At 72.0% G+C, this 19,876-nt stretch carries 20 protein-coding genes; 13 read left to right on the top strand and 7 right to left on the bottom strand.

Annotated elements, in window-relative coordinates; translation table 11 throughout:
* Nucleotides 1-2 precede the first annotated feature (2 nt).
* Entirely contained in the window at nt 3-1,421 is a 1,419-nt protein-coding gene (locus AB0J69_RS37430; RefSeq protein ID WP_364127553.1) for an aldehyde dehydrogenase family protein, read from the top strand.
* A 152-nt stretch (nt 1,422-1,573) separates the two neighbouring features.
* Nucleotides 1,574-2,446, top strand: a complete 873-nt coding sequence (locus AB0J69_RS37425; RefSeq protein WP_364127550.1) for an aldehyde dehydrogenase family protein — start codon at nt 1,574-1,576, stop codon at nt 2,444-2,446.
* A 33-nt stretch (nt 2,447-2,479) separates the two neighbouring features.
* On the opposite strand, the gene AB0J69_RS37420 is transcribed toward AB0J69_RS37425, so the two are convergent.
* On the bottom strand, nt 2,480-3,796 hold the full coding sequence (locus AB0J69_RS37420) for an FAD-binding oxidoreductase (RefSeq protein ID WP_364127548.1): 1,317 nt from the start codon (nt 3,794-3,796) through the stop codon (nt 2,480-2,482).
* Nucleotides 3,797-3,893: 97 nt separating this feature from the next.
* Nucleotides 3,894-5,336: an amidase family protein gene (locus AB0J69_RS37415; protein ID WP_364127545.1), complete on the bottom strand. Its 1,443-nt coding sequence runs from the start codon at nt 5,334-5,336 to the stop codon at nt 3,894-3,896.
* A 56-nt stretch (nt 5,337-5,392) separates the two neighbouring features.
* On the opposite strand from AB0J69_RS37415, the gene AB0J69_RS37410 reads away from it, so the two are divergent.
* Complete coding sequence (locus AB0J69_RS37410; protein WP_364127542.1) at nt 5,393-6,571, top strand: pyridoxal-phosphate dependent enzyme; 1,179 nt, start codon at nt 5,393-5,395, stop codon at nt 6,569-6,571.
* 71 nt (nt 6,572-6,642) lie between these two features.
* Here the strand turns inward: AB0J69_RS37410 and AB0J69_RS37405 are convergent, their stop codons facing one another.
* Entirely contained in the window at nt 6,643-9,138 is a 2,496-nt protein-coding gene (locus tag AB0J69_RS37405) for an ATP-dependent helicase C-terminal domain-containing protein (RefSeq protein WP_364127539.1), read from the bottom strand.
* Nucleotides 9,125-9,463, bottom strand: a complete 339-nt coding sequence (locus tag AB0J69_RS37400; protein WP_364127536.1) for a helix-turn-helix transcriptional regulator — start codon at nt 9,461-9,463, stop codon at nt 9,125-9,127. The genes AB0J69_RS37405 and AB0J69_RS37400 overlap by 14 nt, the downstream gene beginning before the upstream one ends.
* An 87-nt stretch (nt 9,464-9,550) precedes the next feature.
* Between AB0J69_RS37400 and AB0J69_RS37395 the strand changes: the two genes are divergently transcribed.
* The 3 genes from AB0J69_RS37395 to AB0J69_RS37385 all read left to right on the top strand — a co-directional run bounded on the left by AB0J69_RS37395 (nt 9,551) and on the right by AB0J69_RS37385 (nt 12,030).
* Nucleotides 9,551-10,699, top strand: a complete 1,149-nt coding sequence (locus tag AB0J69_RS37395) for an MFS transporter (RefSeq protein ID WP_364127533.1) — start codon at nt 9,551-9,553, stop codon at nt 10,697-10,699.
* A 135-nt stretch (nt 10,700-10,834) separates the two neighbouring features.
* Entirely contained in the window at nt 10,835-11,254 is a 420-nt protein-coding gene (locus AB0J69_RS37390; RefSeq protein ID WP_364127530.1) for a hypothetical protein, read from the top strand.
* Between the two features lie 80 nt (nt 11,255-11,334).
* Nucleotides 11,335-12,030 carry a hypothetical protein gene (locus AB0J69_RS37385; RefSeq protein WP_364127527.1) on the top strand — a complete coding sequence of 232 codons (696 nt, stop codon included), beginning with the start codon at nt 11,335-11,337 and terminating at the stop codon, nt 12,028-12,030.
* Here the strand turns inward: AB0J69_RS37385 and AB0J69_RS37380 are convergent.
* Nucleotides 11,999-12,829, bottom strand: a complete 831-nt coding sequence (locus tag AB0J69_RS37380) for an undecaprenyl-diphosphate phosphatase (protein WP_364127525.1) — start codon at nt 12,827-12,829, stop codon at nt 11,999-12,001. The genes AB0J69_RS37385 and AB0J69_RS37380 overlap by 32 nt on opposite strands.
* An 85-nt stretch (nt 12,830-12,914) precedes the next feature.
* Nucleotides 12,915-13,724: an NmrA family transcriptional regulator gene (locus AB0J69_RS37375; protein WP_364127522.1), complete on the bottom strand. Its 810-nt coding sequence runs from the start codon at nt 13,722-13,724 to the stop codon at nt 12,915-12,917.
* A 75-nt stretch (nt 13,725-13,799) separates the two neighbouring features.
* Between AB0J69_RS37375 and AB0J69_RS37370 the strand changes: the two genes are divergently transcribed.
* The 4 genes from AB0J69_RS37370 to AB0J69_RS37355 all read left to right on the top strand — a co-directional run bounded on the left by AB0J69_RS37370 (nt 13,800) and on the right by AB0J69_RS37355 (nt 15,980).
* On the top strand, nt 13,800-14,723 hold the full coding sequence (locus AB0J69_RS37370) for an AraC family transcriptional regulator (RefSeq protein WP_364127519.1): 924 nt from the start codon (nt 13,800-13,802) through the stop codon (nt 14,721-14,723).
* Complete coding sequence (locus AB0J69_RS37365) at nt 14,720-15,226, top strand: HAD domain-containing protein (protein WP_364127516.1); 507 nt, start codon at nt 14,720-14,722, stop codon at nt 15,224-15,226. Before AB0J69_RS37370 ends, AB0J69_RS37365 begins: the two co-directional genes overlap by 4 nt.
* A gap of 64 nt (nt 15,227-15,290) precedes the next feature.
* Nucleotides 15,291-15,485 (top strand): PspC domain-containing protein, encoded by a 195-nt coding sequence (locus tag AB0J69_RS37360; protein ID WP_364040628.1) that lies wholly within the window; start codon nt 15,291-15,293, stop codon nt 15,483-15,485.
* 117 nt (nt 15,486-15,602) lie between these two features.
* Nucleotides 15,603-15,980 carry a hypothetical protein gene (locus AB0J69_RS37355; protein WP_364127513.1) on the top strand — a complete coding sequence of 126 codons (378 nt, stop codon included), beginning with the start codon at nt 15,603-15,605 and terminating at the stop codon, nt 15,978-15,980.
* 55 nt (nt 15,981-16,035) lie between these two features.
* Here AB0J69_RS37355 and AB0J69_RS37350 read toward each other — a convergent pair whose 3' ends face one another.
* Nucleotides 16,036-16,980, bottom strand: coding sequence for a hypothetical protein (locus AB0J69_RS37350; protein ID WP_364127511.1), 945 nt, complete (start codon nt 16,978-16,980; stop codon nt 16,036-16,038).
* A gap of 93 nt (nt 16,981-17,073) precedes the next feature.
* Here AB0J69_RS37350 and AB0J69_RS37345 point away from each other — a divergent pair, with 93 nt between their 5' ends.
* The 3 genes from AB0J69_RS37345 to AB0J69_RS37335 all read left to right on the top strand — a co-directional run bounded on the left by AB0J69_RS37345 (nt 17,074) and on the right by AB0J69_RS37335 (nt 19,860).
* The gene (locus tag AB0J69_RS37345) at nt 17,074-17,454 is read left to right on the top strand and encodes a VOC family protein (protein WP_364127508.1); all 381 of its coding nucleotides are present in this window, start codon (nt 17,074-17,076) and stop codon (nt 17,452-17,454) included.
* 74 nt (nt 17,455-17,528) lie between these two features.
* A complete protein-coding gene (lipB, locus tag AB0J69_RS37340; protein WP_364127506.1) occupies nt 17,529-18,209 on the top strand; it encodes a lipoyl(octanoyl) transferase LipB in 681 nt (226 codons plus the stop codon).
* A gap of 139 nt (nt 18,210-18,348) precedes the next feature.
* Nucleotides 18,349-19,860, top strand: a complete 1,512-nt coding sequence (locus AB0J69_RS37335; RefSeq protein WP_364127503.1) for an alpha/beta fold hydrolase — start codon at nt 18,349-18,351, stop codon at nt 19,858-19,860.
* Nucleotides 19,861-19,876 lie beyond the last annotated feature (16 nt).

Here is a 19,876-nt window from a genome sequence, read left to right as displayed (position 1 = left end):
CGATGTTCGAATATGCACCGGCCCCCGAGTCGCGCGACGTCGTTGACCTGAAGTCCTCCTACGGGCTGTTCATCAACGGTGAGTTCGTCGACGGCTCCGGCACCTCTTTCAAGACCGTCAATCCCGCCACCGAGGAGACGCTGGCCGAGGTGGCCACCGCCTCCTCCGACGACGTGGACCGCGCCGTCCAGGCCGCGCGCAAGGCGTTCGGCGTCTGGAGCGCCCTGCCGGGCGCCGAGCGCGCGAAATACCTGTTCCGCATCGCGCGGATCATCCAGGAGCGGGCCAGGGAGCTGGCCGTCCTGGAGACACTCGACAACGGCAAGCCGATCCGCGAGTCCCGCGACGTGGACCTGCCGCTCGTGGCGGCCCACTTCTTCTACTACGCGGGCTGGGCCGACAAGCTGGAATACGGCGGGTTCGGCACGAAGCCGCTCGGCGTCGCCGGGCAGGTGATCCCGTGGAACTTCCCGCTGCTGATGCTGGCCTGGAAGATCGCGCCGGCGCTGGCCTGCGGCAACACGGTGGTGCTCAAGCCGGCCGAGACGACGCCGCTGACCGCGCTGCTGTTCGCCGACATCTGCCGCCAGGCAGACCTTCCGCCCGGCGTGGTGAACATCGTCACCGGCGCGGGCGAGACCGGCGCGGCCGTGGTGGCGCACCCCGACGTGAACAAGGTGGCCTTCACCGGCTCCACCGAGGTCGGCCGGATCATCGCCAGGACGGTCGCGGGCACCGGCAAGAAGCTCACCCTGGAGCTGGGCGGCAAGGCCGCGAACATCGTGTTCGAGGACGCCGCCATCGACCAGGCCGTGGAGGGGATCGTCAACGGGATCTTCTTCAACCAGGGCCACGTGTGCTGCGCCGGGTCGCGGCTGCTGGTGCAGGAGTCGGTCCAGGAGGAGCTGCTGGCCGCGCTCAAGCGCCGGCTGGGCACGATGCGGCTGGGAGACCCGCTGGACAAGAACACCGACATCGGCGCGATCAACTCGGCCGAGCAGCTGGCCAAGATCCGCCGGCTCAGCGAGCTCGGCGAGTCGGAGGGGGCAGAGCGCTGGTCGCCCGCGTGCGAGCTGCCCGGCAAGGGCTTCTGGTTCCCGCCGACGCTGTTCACCGGGGTGGCGCAGTCGCACAGCATCGCCCGCGAGGAGATCTTCGGGCCGGTGCTGTCGGTGCTGAGCTTCCGCACGCCTGCCGAGGCGGTGGAGAAGGCCAACAACACGCCGTACGGACTGTCGGCGGGGGTGTGGACCGAGAAGGGCTCGCGCATCCTGTGGATGGCCGACCGGCTGCGGGCCGGCGTGGTCTGGGCCAACACGTTCAACAAGTTCGACCCGGCCTCGCCCTTCGGCGGCTACAAGGAGTCGGGCTTCGGCCGCGAGGGCGGGCGCCACGGGCTGGAGGCCTACCTTGATGTGTGAGCACCGCCGCGCCGGTCGCGGGAAACGGCGGGCCCAGGCCACGAGGGGGCACGCTTTCGCCCGGGCCGGCCGGCCCGTACGCACGGGCTGGTACGCCCACCGCTGCGGCGTGAGCCGGTGCGGGCAGGTCTTCGCGCCGGTCCAGATGTCGCATGAGTCCACGTGGAGGGGTCGGGGCGATGAGTAGGTTGTCCGTCAGAAAGACCTACAAGCTGTACATCGGAGGGGCGTTCCCGCGCTCTGAGAGTGGAAGGTCCTACCCCGTGACCTCGGCCAAGGGAGACTTCCTCGCCAACGCCTCGCGGGCCTCGCGTAAGGACGCCCGCGACGCCGTGGTGGCCGCGCGCAAGGCGTTCCCCGGCTGGTCGGGCGCGACCCCGTACAACAGGGGGCAGATCCTCTACCGCGTCGCCGAGATGCTGGAGGGGCGGCGCGCGCAGCTCGCCGAGGAGGTGGGCGGCGGCAAGCGGGCCTCGCTGGAGCAGGTGGACGCGGCCGTGGACCGGCTGGTCTGGTACGCGGGGTGGTCCGACAAGATCGCCTCGGTGCACGGGGCGGCGAACCCGGTGGCCGGGCCCTACTTCAACCTGTCCTCGCCCGAGCCGACCGGCGTGGTGGCCGTCGTGGCGCCCGCTGACCCGCTGCTCGGGCTGGTCTCGGTGGTCGCGCCGGTGATCGTGACCGGCAACACCTGCGTCGTGGTCGCCTCCGAGCCCTCGCCGCTCGCCTCGATCACCCTGGCCGAGGTCCTGGCCACCTCCGACCTCCCCGGCGGGGTCGTGAACATCCTCACCGGGCAGCAGGCCGAGCTGGCCCCGTGGCTGGCGGCGCACATGGACGTCAACGGGCTCGACCTGACCGGGGTCGGCGACGCCGACCTGGCGGTGCGCTGCGAGCAGGCGGCGGCGGAGAACCTCAAGCGGGTCCTGCGGCCCGTCCAGGAGGACTGGGCGGCCGATCCGGGGATCGGCCGCATGACGCGGTTCCTGGAGACGAAGACCGTCTGGCACCCGGTCGGCATCTGATCGGCAGCTGAGCACAGCGTCCCTCCGGCCGGCTCAGGCCGGGGGGATGTTGTGGTTCAGGCGGAACAGGTTCGCCGGGTCCCAGCGGGACTTGAGCGCGGTCAGGCGCTCGTAGTCGGCCGGCTCGTACGCCCTGCGCACCTCGTCGGGGCCGGCGTTCTCGCCGTACAGGAAGTTCAGCACCCGGCCGCCCGTCGCCCACGGTGACAGCGCCTCCCTGACGGCCTCGTGGACCGGGCGCAGCGCCCGCGGGTCCGTGCCGGGGGCGAGGCCGGGGGACAGGACGGCGGCGAAGTAGGCCGCGTCCCGGTGGCCCACCGAGTTGGGCGCGCCCTGGGGCTTGGCCAGCGCGCCGCCGAGGTGGCGCACCTCGATCACGCCGCGCACGCCGAGCAGCGCGTCCAGGGACTCCGGCGGGAGCTCGCGCAGCAGGGAGTGCGTGGCGAAGTAGCCGGCCGGTTCGGTGGGGTCGTTGTGGATGGCGGCCGACGCGGTGTACGGCAGCTCGCCCACCGTGTCCACCAGCCGGGGGCCGATCGCCCGCAGGGGGCGGACGAGCTCCTCGCCCTCCGCCACGTCCCCGGTGTACGCGATGCGGACGTGGGCCACGGTCCGGCCGCGGAAGGGCGCCGGCACCTGCTCGATATCGGGGAAGGGGATGACGGCGATCGAGGAGGTCATCTCGTCCGGCAGCGACCCGGTCCAGCCCCGCCAGGTGTGCAGGGCGGTCTCGACCAGGTCGGTCCCGAAGTAGAGCGCGCCCCCGTACAACCGATCGACCGGCACCAGGCCGATCTCCAGCGCGGTCGCCACGCCGAAGTTGCCCCGGCCGCCCACCAGCGCCCAGAACAGGTCGGGGTCGCTGCCGGGAGTGACGTGGCGGTGCTCGGCGTCGGCCGTGACGACGTCCACGGCCCGCACCTGGTCGGCGGCGTAGCCGTAGCGCCTGGCCAGCAGGCCGAGGCCGCCGCCCAGCGTGTAGGAGACCGCGCCCACGACCGGGGACGAGCCGGACAGCGGGGCCAGGCCGTGGCGGGCCGCCTCCGCGATGACCTGGTCCCAGCGCACGCCGGCCTCGATCCGCGCGGTGGCGGTGGCGGGGTCGACGGTGACGGCGTTCATCCGGCCGGTGGTGATGAGCAGGCCGCCGGAGGCGGGGAGGGGCACGCCGTGCCCGGTGGCCTGGACGGCGACGGGCAGGCTCTCGGCCGCGGCGCGGGCCACCGCCTGCCGAACCTCTTCGGGGGTGGCGGCGGGGACGATCAGGTCGGGCCGGTGGGAGGAGAGGAGGTGGAAGCCGGTTCGTTCGGCGTCGTATCCGGAGTCGTTCCGGTGCAGCACAAATCGCATGATTAATCCCTCTTTACGTCTCCTTTCCAGGGTGCCGAGGCGAAACCTATAAGTCCAAGAGATAGACCTTCTGATCGACAGAAGCGATTGTTATGGATCAGAACGAGAAGCCGGGCGGCCGGAGCGGCGGGTGGGCCGCCTGGAGCTGCGCGGCCAGGCCCAGCAGGTGGGGCTCGCCGCCGGGCGGGGCGATGAGCTGCACGCCGATGGGCAGCGCGCTGGAGTGCGTGGCGAGGGGGACGGTGATGGCGGGCCAGCCGCACATGTTCCAGGCGCCGGTGGCGGGGGCGTACCGGACGTTGCTCCCCGCGTTGCGCAGGAAGCCGCGCTCGCCCCAGCGCCCGGCCTTCGGCGGGATGGCGGCCAGGGCGGGCGTGATCAGCGCGTCGGCGTCGCCGAACCACTGGTCGGCGCCGTAGCCGCTCCAGCGCTCGCGCCCGCGTACGCCGTCCAGCTTGAGCGCGCCGAGCACCCGGCCCGCGCGGGCCAGCCCCCGGGTGCGGCGCTCCAGCCGCCCGCGCTCCAGGCCCTCGGCGGCCTCGGCGGCCCTGATCAGCCACGTCGCGATCGTGGCCGGGCCGAGCCAGGCCGGCAGCCTGCGCTCGTGCTCGACCACCGTGTGACCGGCCAGCCGCAGCGTCTCGGCCGCCCCGCGCACCGCGGCCCGGAACTCCTTGTCCATCGGCAGGCCGGGCGGCAGCGGCTGGGGAGCGTAGGCCACCCGCAGGTCGAACGGCTCGGGGCTGGCCGGCGGCGGTTGCGGCTCCCACACCTCGTCGTCGTCCGCCCAGACCGAGCGCAGCATGCGCGGCGGGGGCTCGACCCGACGGCCGCCGCGCCACGCCTCCGCCAGCGACGGGTCCGCGGCCAGCACGGACAGCGCGAGCGACAGGTCCGAGACGGTCGTGGCCAGCGGGCCGTTCTCGGTGAGCCGCTCCCAGTCGTTCGCCGGCGGCGGCACCAGGCCGGTGCCCGGCTTGATGGCCAGCACGCCGCAGCAGGCCGCCGGGATGCGCAGCGAGCCCATGCCGTCGTTGCCGAGCGCGAGCGGCACCATGCCCGCCGCCACGGCCGCCGCGCTGCCCGCCGACGAGCCGCCGGCCGTACGGGAGGGGTTCCAGGGGTTGCGCACGATGCCGTACGCGCTGTCGCCGAACGCCACGAGCCCCAGCTCCGGCAGGTTCGTCAGGCCGACGACCACGGCGCCGGCTGCCCGCAGGCGGGCCACGGTCGCGTGGTCCTCGGGCGCCGGCGCGTCGGAGGTGGCGGCCGACCCGCCGCGTGTGGCCTCGCCGGCCACCTCGAGATTGTCCTTGACCGCCACCGGCACGCCGGCCAGCGGCAGGTCGGTCAGGTCGCGCCGCTTCTGCAGCAGCCGTGCCTCGTCCACGGCCTGCTCCCTGACCAGCCGGAACGCCCCTACTCTGGAATCTCGCTCCGAGATGGCGTGAAGGTGCTCCTCGACGACGGTGGTGGCCTTGACATCCCCGTGCCGGACGGCCCTCGCGATCTCGATGGCGGACCTGCCTGCCCACAACATGACTAGAGTGTGCAGCTTTTCACTCTAGGTTGCGAGGCTCGATAGGGTCGATCCACGTGAACCAACCTTCGCTTGCCCTCCGCCAGCGCTCGCTGGGCGACCCCTCGGCCGAGTTCCCGCTGTTCCCGCCGCTGACGCGGGGCTGCCCCAAGACCAGCACCGCCGAGCTGGCCTATCCGCTGGAGGTCGTCTACGACTACGCGAAGGTGGATCGGGGCCTGTTCGGCCAGGAGCCGGGCCCCGACCTCGCGCGGTGGGCGCCGCTGCTGCCGCCGCTGGAGGCGCCCACGCTGGGCGAGGGCGGCACGCCGCTGGTTCAGCTCGGTGACGTCTACATCAAGGACGAGTCGCGCAACCCGACGTGGTCGCACAAGGACCGGCTCAACCGCGTCACGGTCAGCGCCGCCGTCGCGTGCGGCGCGCCGGGCGTGGTCGTGGCCTCCTCCGGCAACCACGGGGCCTCCGCCGCCGCCTACGCGGCCCGGGCCGGGCTGCCCGCGATCGTGCTGACCTCGGCGGAGTCGCCGCCGGCCGTGCAGGCGTTCGCGCGGGCGTACGGGGCCAAGGTCGTGTCCGTCCCGGTCGAGGCGCGCTGGCCGCTGCTGCGGGAGGTCGTCGACCGGCTCGGCTACCACCCGGTCAGCAACCAGACCGTGACGCACACCGGGCACCCGTTCGGGCCCGAGGGCTACAAGACGATCGCGTACGAGCTGTTCCTGCAGCTCGGGGAGGTGCCCGCGGCGGTCTTCGTGCCCACCGGATACGCCGAGCTGCTGTACGGGATCTGGAAGGGGTTCGTGGAGCTGCGGCTGCTCGGGCTGGCGGAGAAGGCGCCGCGGATGTTCTCCTGCGAGTCGGCCGCCGGCGGGCCCCACGCCAAGGCGCTGGCCACCGGGGCGCCCGCCGCGATCGTCGAGCTCGGGCCCACCGAGGCGTACAGCCTGGCGGGGCCGGTCGGCGGGCACCGGGGCGTGGCGGCCGTGCGCGACAGCGGCGGCGAGGCGGTGCTCGTGACCGACGAGGAGATGCGGCGGGCGCAGCACGACCTGGCCCGGCAGGGGATGTGGCAGGAGCTGTCGGGGGCGGCCGGGCTGGCCGGGCACCGCAGGCTGCGGCGCGACTTCGACGGGCCCGTCGTCTGCGTCGCCACGTCCAGCGGGTTCAAGGACGTGGGGGTCGGGAGCGAGCGCTATCCCGTCGTCGAGAACCCGACGCTGGACGGCCTCGTGCCGTGAGCCTCAGGTTTCTGAGCCGTGGACGCGGAGGGGGCGCCGACCGTGGAGAAGCCGTGCCGGCGCCCGGCCCGTCATGAGCGTCCCTTCGTCCGGCGGGTGGGCGGCGCGGTCAGCGGGTCCTCCGGCCAGGGGTGCTTGGGGTAGCGGCCGCGCATCTCCGCGCGTACGTGGCGGTAGCCGTCGCGCCAGAACGAGGCCAGGTCCGCCGTGACCGCCAGCGGGCGGCCCGCGGGGGAGAGCAGGTGGACGAGCACTGGCACGCCCGCGATCCGCGGCGTCTCCTGCAGGCCGAACAGCTCCTGCAGCTTCACCGCCAGCACCGGCTGTTCGCCCGAGTAGTCCACGCGGATGTTCGAGCCGGTCGGGACCTCGATGCGCTCCGGGGCGACCTGGTCCAGGCGCTCGCTCCACGGGATCAGGCGCTTCAGCGCGCCGGCGACGTCGATGCGTTCCAGGTCGGCGCGGCGGCGGGCCCGGGACAGCTCGGGCTCCAGCCACTGGTCGGCCAGGTCGACGAGGGCGTCCATCGGGGGCCAGGGGGCGCCGATCGCGCGGTGGCAGAACGCCAGGCGGTCGCGCAGGTTCCTGGCCTGCCCGGTCCAGGTGAGGACGTCCTCGGTGCGCAGGCCGTACAGGATGGCCTCGCGCACGTCGGCGTCCTTGAGCGGGGTGGCGGACAGCTCGATCGCGCCCAGGCGCTCGACCCTGCGGGCGGACACGTCGCCGCGGCGCCCGCCCGGCGGGACGCGCCAGCTGACCTCGTCCTCGACCGTGGTGCCGACCGCGAGCCTGGCGGTGGCCTCGTCGATGACGACGGCCTGCCTGATCCGGGCGGAGGCCGAGCCGGTGGGGCGGTCGGCGATCGCGATGGCCAGCCATTCGGCGGTCTGGAGCTTGGAGCCCTCGGCCGGCTGGGCCTGGGTGCCGGACGCCATGAGGTAGCCGCCGCCGCGCCGGCGCGCCACCCGCTCGGGAAACGCCAGCGCCACCGCCATCCCGGCCACCGCGTCACCGGGCCCGCCCCCGCTGTGCCGGGAACGGGGCAGGGCGCGGCGCAGGCGGCCGGTCTCCTGGCGCCAGCGGGACGCGAAACCGGTGCCGCCGCGGCGGGCCAGCCGCCAGACCTCCACCAGGTCGTCGGGCGCGTCGCGGGGCAGTTGCTCCGACAGCAGGGCCACCACCTCGGCGGCGTCCGGGCCGAGGTCGAGCAGGGCTCTGGCCAGGCGCGGGTGCACCCCGGCCAGCACCATCCGGCGGCCCCTGTCCGTCACCTGGACAGATCCGGCCGCGCCCTCCGGCTCCCCGAGGCCGTCGATCCCGGACCCGCCCGCGGGCGGGGCAGGGGCGGCCGGGAGGGGCGTACGGGAGGGAGCGGAGGTGAGGGCGCCGAGGGCCGTCAGGGTGCGGGTGGCGGCGGACAGGGCGGCGGGCGGGGGCGGGTCGAGCAGGGACAGGCCCGTGGCGCCGGGAGCGCCCCAGCAGGCGGCCTGGAGGGCGAACCCCGTCAGGTCCGCGAGCGCGATCTCCGGCCGGGCGTGCTCGGCGAGGCGCGCGTGGTCGGCCGCCGACCAGCAGCGGTAGACCGTCCCGGGCGCCTCGCGGCCGGCCCGCCCCGCGCGCTGGGTGGCGGACGCCTTCGAGACCCGGACCGTGGTGAGGGAGCCGAGGCCGCGGGCGTGGTCGGTACGCGGTTCGCGGGCCAGCCCCGAGTCCACCACCACCCGCACGCCGGGCACGGTCAGGCTCGACTCGGCGACCGACGTGGCCAGCACCACCCTGCGGCCCGTCCCGGGCGACAGCACGGCGTCCTGGACGTGCGGCGGAGCCTGGCCGTGCACCTGGAGGAGCTGCTCCACCTCACCGGTCAGCATCCCGGCCACCTTGGCGATCTCGCCCACGCCGGGCAGGAAGCACAGCACGTCGCCGTCCCGTTCGGCCAGCGCCCGGCGGACGATCGAGGCCACGTGGGACAGGAACGCGGGATCGACGCGCAGGCCGTGCGGCGGGGCGACCGGGCGGGACGGCGGGGCCCAGATCGTCTCGACGGGGTGGGCGTCGCCGGTGGCCGCGACGACGGGGCCGCCGATGAGCTCGGCCCACGGCCCGGCGTCGGCGGTGGCGGAGGTGGCCAGCAGGCGCAGGTCGGGACGGAGCGTGTCGCGTACGTCGAGGAGGAAGGCCAGCGCCGTGTCGGCGTCGAGGTGGCGCTCGTGGCACTCGTCGAGCATGACCGCGTCCACCCCGGCCAGCTCCTGGTCCCGCTGCAGGCGTTGCAGCAGCACGCCGGTGGTGACCACCTCGACCATGGGGTTCGCGCCCACGTGCCGCTCGCCCCTGATCGTGTGGCTGACGCCCATGCGGCGGGCCGCCGCGCGGACGGCCAGCCGGCGCGGCTCGGCCACCAGGACGCGCAGGCCCGTCTCGGCCAGGGCGAGCGGGACCACGGTGGTCTTGCCGGTGCCGGGCGGGGCGGTCAGCACCGCGCTGCCGTGCCGGTCGAGCGTGGCCAGCAGCTCGGGCAGGACGTGCCGGATGGGCAGCCCCGCGGCCGCGTCAGCGACCCGCATGGGCCGGGACGGGAACCCTGCGGGCGGCGGACAGGACCGTGTCGAGCAGCCCGGGGAAGCGGGCCTCCAGGTCGTCGCGGCGCAGGCTCATGTATTTCAGCCGGCCTTCCTGCTTGGTGAGGACCACGCCGGACTCGCGCAGCGTGCGGTAGTGGTGCGAGGCGGTCGACTTGTGCACGCCGAGGTCGTCCCCGGCGACCGTGCACGTCATCTCCCCGGCGGCGTCGAGGCGCACGGCGATCTCCAGGCGTACGGGCTCCGAGAGCGCCCGCAGGACCTCTGTGAGCTCGATGTCCTCCGTGGCTGGATGAGGTAGCAGGCGCATGGCTGAAGCCTACCTCCGTCCGATTGTTTGACAACGATCCAACTATGAGACAGTTTGATGTGCGTCCAACTTTTTGCTGGAGGGTTCATGAGTTCACGGCTCTATCCGATGGCCGCCGGGAATTTCGCGATCGGTACGGGCATGTTCGTGACGGCCGGGCTGCTGCCGCCCATCTCCGCGGACCTGGGGGTTTCCCGGTCCGCCGCGGGGCAGCTCATGACCGTGTTCGCGCTTGCGTACGCGGTGCTGTCGCCCCTGCTGGCCGCTCTGACCGCACGCATGTCGCGCAGGACCCTGTTGCTGGTGGCCCTCAGCGTGTTCGTGGCGGGGAACACGCTGACCGCGCTGGCCCCGACGTACCCGCTGGTCATGCTGACCCGGGTGATCGCGGCGGCGGGGGCGGCGATGTTCACGCCCACGTCGTCGGCCGTGGCGAACGCGCTGACCGCTCCCGAGCGGCGCGGGCGCGCGCTGGCGCTGGTGATGGGCGGATTGAGCGTGTCGTCGGCCATCGGGGTGCCGCTCGGCACGTGGCTGGGGGAGGCCGCGGGCTGGCGGGCCACGTTGTGGATGGTCGCCGGGCTCGGGGTGCTCGGGCTCGTCGGGGTCGCGGCCCTGGTGCCCGAGGTGCACATCCCGGCGTCGGGGCGGTTGCGGGAGCGGTTCGAGCCGTTGCGGGACCGGCGGGTGCTGGCGGTGATGGTCACGCAGTTGCTGATGTTCGCGGCGGGGTTCAGCGCGTACACGTACATCGGGTCGATGTTCGACCTGCCGCTGCCCGCGCTGTTGTGGGCGTGGGGGCTGGGCGGCATCGTGGGGAACATGCTCGGCGGGCGGCTCACCGACGCGTACGGGCCGCGCCGGATGATCCTGTTCGGCCTGAGCGCGTCCGTGGTGTTCCTGGCGCTCATCCCCGTCGCCAACGTGTCGCTGCCCGTCGCGATGGCGTGGGGGTTCCTGTGGGGCGCGGTCGGCTGGATGGTAGCGCCGGCCCAGCAGTTCAGGACCGTCACCGCGGTGCCGGGCAGCGTGCCGATCGGGCTGGGGCTGCTGTCGTCGGCACAGTACTTCGGGCTGTTCGTGGCGGGGCTGGCCGGTGGGGCGGCGCTGGAGACCTACGGCCGGATCGGCGTGGTCGTGCTGGCCACCGGGCTGGCCCTGGTCGCGCTGCTGTTCACGCTGGTCACCTACCGGGGGGTGGCGATCTCCGCCAAGGTGAGCGTGCCGGTCAGGTAGCGCCGGACGTTCGGCGCGACCAGGGGGACTTGTGTCGCCGGCCCAGGCCGCCCCGTGGCGCCACGTACTCCGGTAGTTGTGTGACCTCCTTTGGTAGGGGTTCGCCGCGCGGTGCTGTCGGCCACAATGGCGGTTGTGCCAGACGACCGTGAACCGCGCGACGATCCCGCACCCGGCGTTCCCGACTCCTCGCCCGTCGAGGACCCGCGCAACGAGCCCGCGCCCTTCGCCGCCGTCGTCCTGCTGACGGGCGGCTCGGCGGTGGCCGTCATGGTGCTGGCCTCGCTCCTGTCCCATCCGCCCGGGCTGAAGTTCCTGCTGCTCGGGCCGGTCGCGCTCGTGGTGTTCGAGGTCGTCGCGTACGAGGTGTGGTGGCAGCGGTGGTGGGGCGCCGTCCCGGGGGCGGTGGCGGGGCTGGCGATCTATTTCGAGGGCCGCCAGGCGCTGGCCGACCTCATGGGCGACGCGTGGGCCCACCCGGTCGCGTACGTCACCGCCTGGACCCTCTTCGCCGTCGTCTTCGCGCTGTGCAGCCGCTATCCCCGTTCGCTCTGATCTTCTCCGCCTTCCAGGGGATGGCCGGTCGCCCCACAGGCGGACGACGTCCCGGGGCGGGCGAGCCTACGGTCGGCGGCATGTTCAAGGACCAGGTGACCTTTCGCCGCGTCACGGCAGGTGTCCTGCTGATCGTGGCCCCGCTGCTCCAGGCCGTCGCCGTCGTCGTCGATCCCGGCACCTGGGGCGACGACCGGGAGTCGGTCAGCTACGGCGCGAACCCCGCGCTCGCCCAGACCCAGTCCGTCCTCTACCACTGGAGCTGGATGCTCATGGCCGTGGCCGTGCTCGGCCTGGTGCATCTGACCAGGCGCAGGGCCACGCGGCTGGGGCACGTGAGCGGGGTGCTCACGGTGCTCGGCTATCTGCAGCTGTCCGGCCTGCTGCTCAGCGATCCCGTGGAGTGGTGGCTGGGGCAGCGCTATTCGCCGCAGGAGACGCAGCGCATCCTCGACGAGATGCTCAACCTGCCCGGAGTGGTGTTCGGGTTCCAGATGCCGTGGATGTTCTTCGGGTTCATCGGCCTGCCGCTGCTGTGCGTGGCGGTGTGGCGGGCCGGGTTCGTCGGGTGGTGGGTGCCGCTGGTGGTGGCCGCCGGATATCTCGGCGGGTTCCTGGTGCCGTACGGGCCGCTGACCGTCCCGTTCTGGGTCGTCCCCGTCGCCGGGCTGGGCTGGACCGGGCTGAAGATCCTGCGCATGGGCGACGGGGCGTGGGCGGCGTACTATCCGGCGGCGGCGCGCGTCAGCCCTGAGCCGGAATCCAGCCTGCGGTGACGGCGAGGATCACGAAGAAGCCGAGGATGATCCGGTAGATCACGAAGGCGGTGAAGCGGTGGGTGCTGATGTAGCGCAGGAACCAGGCCACCGCCGCGTAGCCGACGATGAACGAGATGACGGTGGCGAGGATCGTCGGCCCCCACTCGGGGGCCGGGCCCTCGCCGATGTCCTTCAGCTCGAACAGGCCGGAGGCCAGCACGGCCGGGATGGCCAGCAGGAAGGAGTATTTCGCGGCGTCCTCGCGGCGGTAGTCGAGCAGCAGACCGGCGGTCACGGTGCCGCCGGACCGGGAGACGCCGGGGATCAGGGCCAGGGACTGCGCGAAGCCGTAGATGACGGCGTGGGTGAAGCTGAGGTGCTTCTCCAGCGTGAGCTTGTTGCGGGCGGTGTGGTCGGCGAACCACAGGATGAGGGCGAAGACGATCAGCGTGGTGCCCACCAGGCGCAGGTCGCGGAAGCTCGTCTCGATCTGGTCCTTCAGCGTCAGGCCGAGGATGCCGATGGGCAGCGTGCCGACGATGATGAACCAGCCCATGCGCGCTGCCCAGTGACCGCGCAGCTCCCTGTTGAACAGGGAGCGCGTCCAGGTGGAGATGATCTCCCAGATCTCCTGGCGGAAATAGATCAGCACGGCGGTCTCCGTGCCGAGCTGGATGACCGCCGTGAACGCCGCCCCCGGGTCCTGCCAGCCGGCGAAAGCGGAGACCACACGGATGTGGGCGCTGGAGGAGATCGGCAGGAACTCTGTGAGCCCCTGGATCAACCCCAGAACCACCGCTTCAAGCCAGCCGATCACGACTACACCTTTCGAGCACGCGGGAGTGACGAGGGTGAGGTTAGCGGAATCGGCGGCCCCGCAGGTGTTCTCGCGGGGCCAGGGGCTAGCGCTTCCAGACCTGGGCGTTGGCCCGGGCGAAGTCGGCGAAGTCGCGGGCCGGGCGGCCGAGCGCCTGGTGCACGCCGTCGGTGAGGCTCGCGTTGCGGCCGTCCAAAATCTCGGTGAACAGATGGCTCAGGCCCGCCGCCTCCTCGGGCGTGACCCCGTGCGACACCGCCGAGGCGATGTACTCGTCGGTCGTGACGGGGACGAAGGTGATCTCCCTGCCGGTGGCCGCGGACAGCTCGGCGGCCACCTGCGCGAACGTCAGCAGCCGTGGCCCCGTCAGCTCGTACAGCCGGCCCGCGTGCCCCTCCTGGGTGAGCGCCGCCACGGCGATGTCGACGATGTCCTCGACGTCCAGGAACGGCTCGGGGACGTCCGTGGCGGGCAGCGCGATGACGCCGTCGAGGACCGCGCCGAGCAGGAAGTCCTCGCTGAAGTTCTGCATGAACCAGCTGCAGCGCAGCACCGTCCACTCGGCGCCCGACTCCTGGACGGTCCGCTCGCTGGCCTGCGCCTCCGGCTCACCCCGCCCGGACAGCAGGACCAGCCGCCGCGTGCCGCTGCGCACGGCGAGCTCCGTGAACGCCTTGATGTCGTCGTACGCGCCGGGGAAGGCGAGGTCGGGGTAGTAGGACAGGTAGACGGTCGTGACGCCGTCGAGAGCGGCAGGCCAGGTGGAGCGGTCCTGCCACTCGAAGGCCGGCGTGCCGGAGCGGGACCCGATCCGTACGGGCAGGTCGAGCGCGGTGAGCCGGTCAGCTATGCGGCGGCCGGTCTTTCCGGTGCCGCCGAGCACCAAAATCGTCATGCATCTAGTAAGTCCCCATACCGATAAGACTCTCCATGGTTGAGAAGCGCAATCCCATATGCGATCGTCTAGCCCATGGACCAGCTCGCGGCGCTACTCGACGGCCCGAGAGCGCGCGGCGCCTTCCTGCTCCGCTCGATCCTGGATCCGCCCTGGTCGTTGCGCATCCAGGACGAGGCCCCGCTGTCGGTGATGGCGCAGGTCCGCGGCGAGTCGTGGATCACGTTCGACGGGGGCGAGCCCGTGCGCCTGGAGCCGGGCCAGGTGGCGATCGCGCGGGGGCCGGAGCCGTACACCGTGGCCGACGACCCCCGTACCGAGCCGCAGATCGTCATCCACCCCGGCCAGCACTGCACCACGCTCGACGGCGTGTCCCTCTACCAGGCCATGGACCTGGGCGTGCGGACCTGGGGCAACGACCCGGAGGGCGGCACGGTGCTGCTCACCGGCACCTACAACCTGGAGGGGGAGGTCAGCAGGCGGCTGCTCGAAGCGCTGCCCCAGCTGATCGTGCAGCCGGGCGACCCGATCATCTCGCTGCTCGGCGCGGAGATCGTCAAGGATGAGCCGGGCCAGGAGGCGGTCCTCGACCGCCTGCTGGACCTGCTGCTCATCGCGGTGCTGCGGGCGCACTTCGCCACGCACGAGGCGCCCGCCTGGTATCGCGCGATGAGCGACCCCGTGGTGGGCAAGGCCATGCGCATGCTGCACAACAACCCCGCCCACCCGTGGACGGTCGCCGCGCTGGCCGCCGAGGTGGGCGTGTCCAGGGCCTCGCTGGCCAGGCGCTTCACCGAGCTGGTGGGCGAGCCGCCGATGGCCTTCCTCACCGACTGGCGGCTGGCGCTGGCCGCCGACCTGCTGCGCGAGCCCGACGCCACGATCGGTTCCGTGGCCAGGAAGGTCGGCTACGGCAGCCCGTTCGCGCTCAGCGCGGCCTTCAAGCGGGTACGGGGCATCAGCCCGCAGGAGTATCGGGGCGTCGGAGCCGTCAGGTGAAACCCCTGCTCCTGCTCGACGTGGACGGCGTGCTCAACCCGATGGGCCGGCCGACCCCGGACTTCCGGCGATACAGGTGCACGGTCGGCACCGACGTCTACACCGTGCACCTGAACCCCCGGCACGGCCGCCGGCTGCTCGACCTGGCCCTGACCACCGGCTCCGAGCTGGTCTGGGCCACCACCTGGGAGCACCACGCCAACGACTGGATCGCGCCCAGGATCGGCCTGCCCTCGCTTCCCGTGATCTCCATGAGCCCGGACATGCCGAGCGAGCACGGGGAGATGTTCAAGACGCGGCACGTGGCGGAGTACGCGGGCCGGCGGCCGTTCGTCTGGTTCGACGACCAGGTGTGGGCGGAGGACGAGGAATACCTCAGGGTGCATCAGGGGCTCGATGATTTCCTGCTCGTCCATGTGGATCCCAGGCATGGACTGACCAGCCGACATCTGGGCATGGCACATGAGTGGCTGACCCTTACAGGGTTTTCTCAGGGTTCCTGACGGGAGTCCCTGGAGCTGGCCATCCGTTCTCCAGACAGGTCGAAAAACCACACGGAGGAACAGCATGTACCGCTCACGAGAGCACAGGATCCTGGCCGGCGTCTGCGGCGGTCTCGCCGACAAGATGGGGCTGCCGCCCACCCTCGTACGGATCCTCTGGTTGCTGCTGTCGCTCATTCCGGGACCGCTCTGGGTGGTCTACGTCGCGATGTGGATCCTCGTCCCGGAAGAGCCGAAGGGCTACCGGACGGCCGCATAATCGCCGGGGGGAATGGTCCGTGCACCGGTCGCAAACCCATGTGCACGGGTCATCAATGACGTTCCGGCCTCATTGGACAAGGCTCTTCTGTACCAGCAAACGGGGACAGGAGAGGAAATGTCCAGGAGAATCGCCAGAAGAATGACGATGAGCCTGGCCGTACTGGCGGCGAGCGCGATGCCGCCGGCGGCCGCGGCCGCCTGGGCCGCCGAGTCGGCCGGAAAGAACGTCAGCGCCGAGGTCGGGGGCGCCTATGGCGCCTTCCACCACAACGGGGACCGTTTCCAGCTCTGGGACAAGAGCTGCAACGACCGGCGGGCCGTGGTCCTGCACGTCTACGGATACGGCAGGGTGCGGCACTACTGGAACAAGTCGTGCGGGACGCGCTGGTTCCACACCTTCAACCCGCCGGAGAAGACCTACCTCGGAATCAAGGTCTGCGTCGCCTACCGGGGTCTGGACCGCTGCTCCGAACGTAAATGGGGCAGGGCGTAGAAAGCTCCGGCGGTGAACGATGGCGTGTTCGCGAATTTCCGCGGACGCGCCATTTTCATGGTGGCGCGAGCTGTACCACCCGGTCGCGGACGCTGTCGTCCAGATGACCTTCGAGCAGCCCGTTGTTCGCGGAGGGCCGGCAGGCGGTGGTGACGCGGACGGAGGCCGGGGGACCGTCCGCATAGCCGAAGAGCACCTCGAACCGGCCGCCGCTCCCCCCGCGGAGATGGTGGCAGGCGTTCCGGCTCGGCCCGGCGGCCACCGAGTTCAGCGCCGCCGCCAGTTCATGGGCCTGCTTCGTCCCGTACTCCGTCCGGCGGGCCGGCTCGTCGTGCCGGCCGATCCGGCACACCACGACCTTGACCGGTCCTTCGGGCACCATCCGCGCGTTCTGTCCCCGCCGTCCGAGCGAGCCCGGGCAGGGCCGCTCGGGCTGGTCGAGGCGCCACGTCCCCGTACGGTAGGCGGCGGTGAGGCTGTCGCCGACGTACACGTGGCTGAGTGCCGTGCCGTTCGTGGTCGTCACGCAGGAGTTCACCTCCTCGGCGCTGCCCAGCCACAACCCCCGGCCGTCGGGGTAGGCGAACCGGACGAGGTAGTTCGTCGCCGGTCCGGCCATCAGCGTGCACGGGATCTCGCCGCCCTCGGTGCCGACCGGAAGGTAGCCCAGGTCATGGGCCATCGCCGTGGCCTGGCCGGTCAGGGTCCGCGATCCGGCCAGCCCGCCCGACCGGGTGTTTCCCGGATAGGCGCAGATCAGCGCGCTGACCGGGCTGCCGGGCACCAGCGAGTCCGCGGCGCCGTCGAGGCCGGACGGGGCCGGCACCCAGCCGCCGATCGCCCCGCCGTCCCATCGCTGGGGGCAGGCGCTCTGGCCCTGGCTCGGACTCCGGCGTGCCCCGCCGTCCGCCGCGCCCGGAACCATGCCGGGCACCACGGAGGCTGTCGCGCACGTCGCGACCGCCGCCATGGCGATGCCGATCTTGTGGGTAGGTCTCACACCGCCTTGGACGTCAACCGCCCGCCTGCCGGTTCACTCCTCCGCGGCCGGCCTTCCGGAGCGGCCGTCGCTCCGGGCTCGTAGATTGGTCAGGTGATTCGGATCGACCATCTCGACCACCTGGTCCTCACCGTGACCGACATCGACGGGACCATGGCCTTCTACAGCCGGGTCCTCGGCATGGAGCCGGTGGCGTTCGAGGGCGGCCGCCACGCCCTGCGCTTCGGCGTCCAGAAGATCAACCTGCATCGGGCGGGCGCGGAGATCGACCCGAAGGCGGCCCGTCCCACGCCCGGATCCGCCGACCTCTGCCTGATCAGCGCCGTCCCGATCGAGGAGGTCGTGCGGCACCTCGAGACCTGCGGCGTACCGGTCGAGGAGGGCCCGGTCCCGCGTACGGGGGCGCAGGGCACGATCACGTCGGTCTACTTCCGCGACCCCGACGGCAACCTCATCGAGGTCTCCACCTACTGAGGCCACCGAGGGGTCCGGGGGCCGTGCGCTCGGGTCCGTGCGCTCGGGTCCGGGACCCGGCATATCCTCGAGGCATGAGGGCTAGGCCGCTGACGCTCATCCAGGATGAGCTCGTCGACTACGACAAGGCGATGGAACGCATGACCGACATGGTCGGGCAGCGCCAACGGGACGAGCGGCCGGACACGCTCTGGCTGCTGAGCCACCCGTCCGTCTACACGATCGGGCGCCGCACCCCGGTCTCCCACCTGCCCGACCCGGGCCGCGGCATCCCCGTCGTCGAGACCGGTCGCGGCGGCCAGCTCACCTACCACGGGCCCGGCCAGCTCGTCGGCTACCTCATCGTCAAGCTCGACGAGGGCGAGGGCATCGTCGACTACGTGCGCGAGGTGGAGCTGCGGCTGGTGGCGGCGCTGGGCAAGCTGGGCCTGCCGGCCGAGCGCCGGGACACGCCGCCCGGGTCCGAGCTGCTCACCGGTGTCTGGACGGCCGAGACAGGGCGCAAGATCGTCTCGATCGGGATGCGGCAGAGCCGGGGCGTCACCAGCCACGGGTTCGCGCTCAACGTCGACGGCGACCTGACGCCGTGGGACTGGGCCGTCGCCTGCGGGATGCCGGACGTGGACATGACCTCGCTCAAGCGTGAGCTGGGCGCCGCCGCCAAGGACGCCGCCACCATGGACGCCGCCACCATGGACGCTGTCACCATGGACGAGGTGCGGGCCGCCGCCGCGGAGGCGTTCGAGGCGACCTGACGGCCGAGGTCATCCTCAGGGAGGAAATATTGTCATTCCTTCCTGCCCATCCGCCGAAATACGCAATGATCCGCTTTGGTCACACGCCCCGACGGGGGGATCGACTGAAGATTGGAGCATTGTGCGAAGAAGAGTTTCCATGCTCGCCGCCGCTCTCCTGGCGCTGGCGACAGCGTTACCGATTTCGGCGGCCAACGCGGCCACCGGCACGACCGCGGAGAGCATCGCCTGGGCGCCCTGTGAGGAGGAGCCCAGCGCCGAGTGCGGCAAGCTGACCGTCCCGATCGACTGGTCCAAGCCGGACGGGCCGAAGGTGGACATCGCCGTGGCCCGGCGCAAGGCCACCGACCCCGCGGCGCGGGTCGGATCTCTGGTGATCAACCCCGGGGGCCCGGGCGGGTCGGGTGTGGAGGCCGTCTACGGCGCCCCCGGCTCCTACACCGAGGAGCTCCAGCGGCGCTTCGACATCGTCGGCTTCGACCCCCGGGGTGTCGGTCGCAGCAATCCGGTGATCTGCTCGGCGTCCGTCTACAACCAGATGCCGCACACGGTCATGAAGAGCCAGGCCGACTTCGACGCCTGGAACGCCTTCACGAAGAAGCTGCACGCGGACTGCCGGACCCGTACCGGTGCTCTGTACGACCACGTCGACTCCGTCGACGTCGCACGTGACATGGACGCCCTCCGCGCCGCCCTCGGCGAGGAGAAGCTCACGTTCTACGGCATCTCGTACGGCACCCTGATCGGGCAGATGTACGCCGAGCTGTTCCCGCGCCGGGTCCGGGCACTCGCGCTCGACAGCAACATGGACCACAGCCTCGGTGTCGAGGGCTTCCTCGCCACGGAGGCGCTCGCCGTCGAGGACGCGTTCGACCAGTTCGTCGGCTGGTGCGACCAGGACCCGAGCTGTGTCCTGCACGGGCGCGACATCCGCGCGATCTGGAAGGGCCTGCTGGACAAGGCCCGGCGCGGTGAGCTGACGTATCCGAGCACGGGCCAGAAGATGACCGAGCTGCAGGTCATCTACAACGCCGCGCTGGGCAACGAGGGGCCCGACTGGCACACGCTGAGCCAGACGATCAACTGGCTGGCCGGCGGGGAGCCGCCGGACTGGGTGCCGCCGCTGCCCGGTCGTGGCCCGGTGGAGGGGGACGTCGCGTACCTGCCGACCGCGATCCTCTGCCAGGACTACAACCTCCGGTTGCGCAACTACACGGAGTACGCCGCGCTCATGCACGTCTCCAACCGGCTCGCGCCCGACACGCGGTACCACCCGTACCCGATCGACGACCTGCCGATCTGCATGAACTACCCGACCACCAACCCCCCGCACTCGCTGAAGTACACCGGCGACGCCCCGCTGCTGCTCGGGAACTCGCTGCACGACCCCGCCACGCCGTGGATCTGGTCGGCCAACGCGGCCCGCCAGCTCGGCTCCAAGGCGGTGCTGCTCACGTACGAGGGCTGGGGGCACCGCATCTACGGCAAGGACAAGTGCCAGACGGACATCATCGACGAGTACCTCATCTCGCTGAAGGTGCCCCCGCACGGCACCCGCTGCGCCGTGGGCACGCCTGAGGAGAGCCTGCTCAAGCGCCAGCCGCAGCGCACGTGGCCGACGGACCGGCTCAGCTGGGGCGTTCCGGCCTGACCTGCTTGTGGGTACG

Origin of the sequence: Nonomuraea sp. NPDC049709, assembly GCF_040674815.1 — a bacterium.
GTDB lineage: Bacteria > Actinomycetota > Actinomycetes > Streptosporangiales > Streptosporangiaceae > Nonomuraea.
The sequence above is the reverse complement of the archived record's forward strand: the minus strand, read 5'-3'. Positions and strand labels throughout refer to the sequence as shown.

What these genes read in the sequence shown, in the direction of transcription:
- AB0J69_RS37430 (WP_364127553.1), top strand. Translation starts at nt 3, where the DNA reads ATGTTCGAATATGCACCGGCCCCCGAGTCGCGCGACGTCGTTGACCTG.
- AB0J69_RS37425 (WP_364127550.1), top strand. Translation starts at nt 1,574, where the DNA reads ATGAGTCCACGTGGAGGGGTCGGGGCGATGAGTAGGTTGTCCGTCAGA.
- AB0J69_RS37420 (WP_364127548.1), bottom strand. Translation starts at nt 3,796, where the DNA reads ATGCGATTTGTGCTGCACCGGAACGACTCCGGATACGACGCCGAACGA.
- AB0J69_RS37415 (WP_364127545.1), bottom strand. Translation starts at nt 5,336, where the DNA reads ATGTTGTGGGCAGGCAGGTCCGCCATCGAGATCGCGAGGGCCGTCCGG.
- AB0J69_RS37405 (WP_364127539.1), bottom strand. Translation starts at nt 9,138, where the DNA reads ATGCGGGTCGCTGACGCGGCCGCGGGGCTGCCCATCCGGCACGTCCTG.
- AB0J69_RS37400 (WP_364127536.1), bottom strand. Translation starts at nt 9,463, where the DNA reads ATGCGCCTGCTACCTCATCCAGCCACGGAGGACATCGAGCTCACAGAG.
- AB0J69_RS37395 (WP_364127533.1), top strand. Translation starts at nt 9,551, where the DNA reads ATGAGTTCACGGCTCTATCCGATGGCCGCCGGGAATTTCGCGATCGGT.
- AB0J69_RS37385 (WP_364127527.1), top strand. Translation starts at nt 11,335, where the DNA reads ATGTTCAAGGACCAGGTGACCTTTCGCCGCGTCACGGCAGGTGTCCTG.
- AB0J69_RS37375 (WP_364127522.1), bottom strand. Translation starts at nt 13,724, where the DNA reads ATGACGATTTTGGTGCTCGGCGGCACCGGAAAGACCGGCCGCCGCATA.
- AB0J69_RS37370 (WP_364127519.1), top strand. Translation starts at nt 13,800, where the DNA reads ATGGACCAGCTCGCGGCGCTACTCGACGGCCCGAGAGCGCGCGGCGCC.
- AB0J69_RS37360 (WP_364040628.1), top strand. Translation starts at nt 15,291, where the DNA reads ATGTACCGCTCACGAGAGCACAGGATCCTGGCCGGCGTCTGCGGCGGT.
- AB0J69_RS37355 (WP_364127513.1), top strand. Translation starts at nt 15,603, where the DNA reads ATGTCCAGGAGAATCGCCAGAAGAATGACGATGAGCCTGGCCGTACTG.
- lipB (WP_364127506.1), top strand. Translation starts at nt 17,529, where the DNA reads ATGAGGGCTAGGCCGCTGACGCTCATCCAGGATGAGCTCGTCGACTAC.
- AB0J69_RS37335 (WP_364127503.1), top strand. Translation starts at nt 18,349, where the DNA reads ATGCTCGCCGCCGCTCTCCTGGCGCTGGCGACAGCGTTACCGATTTCG.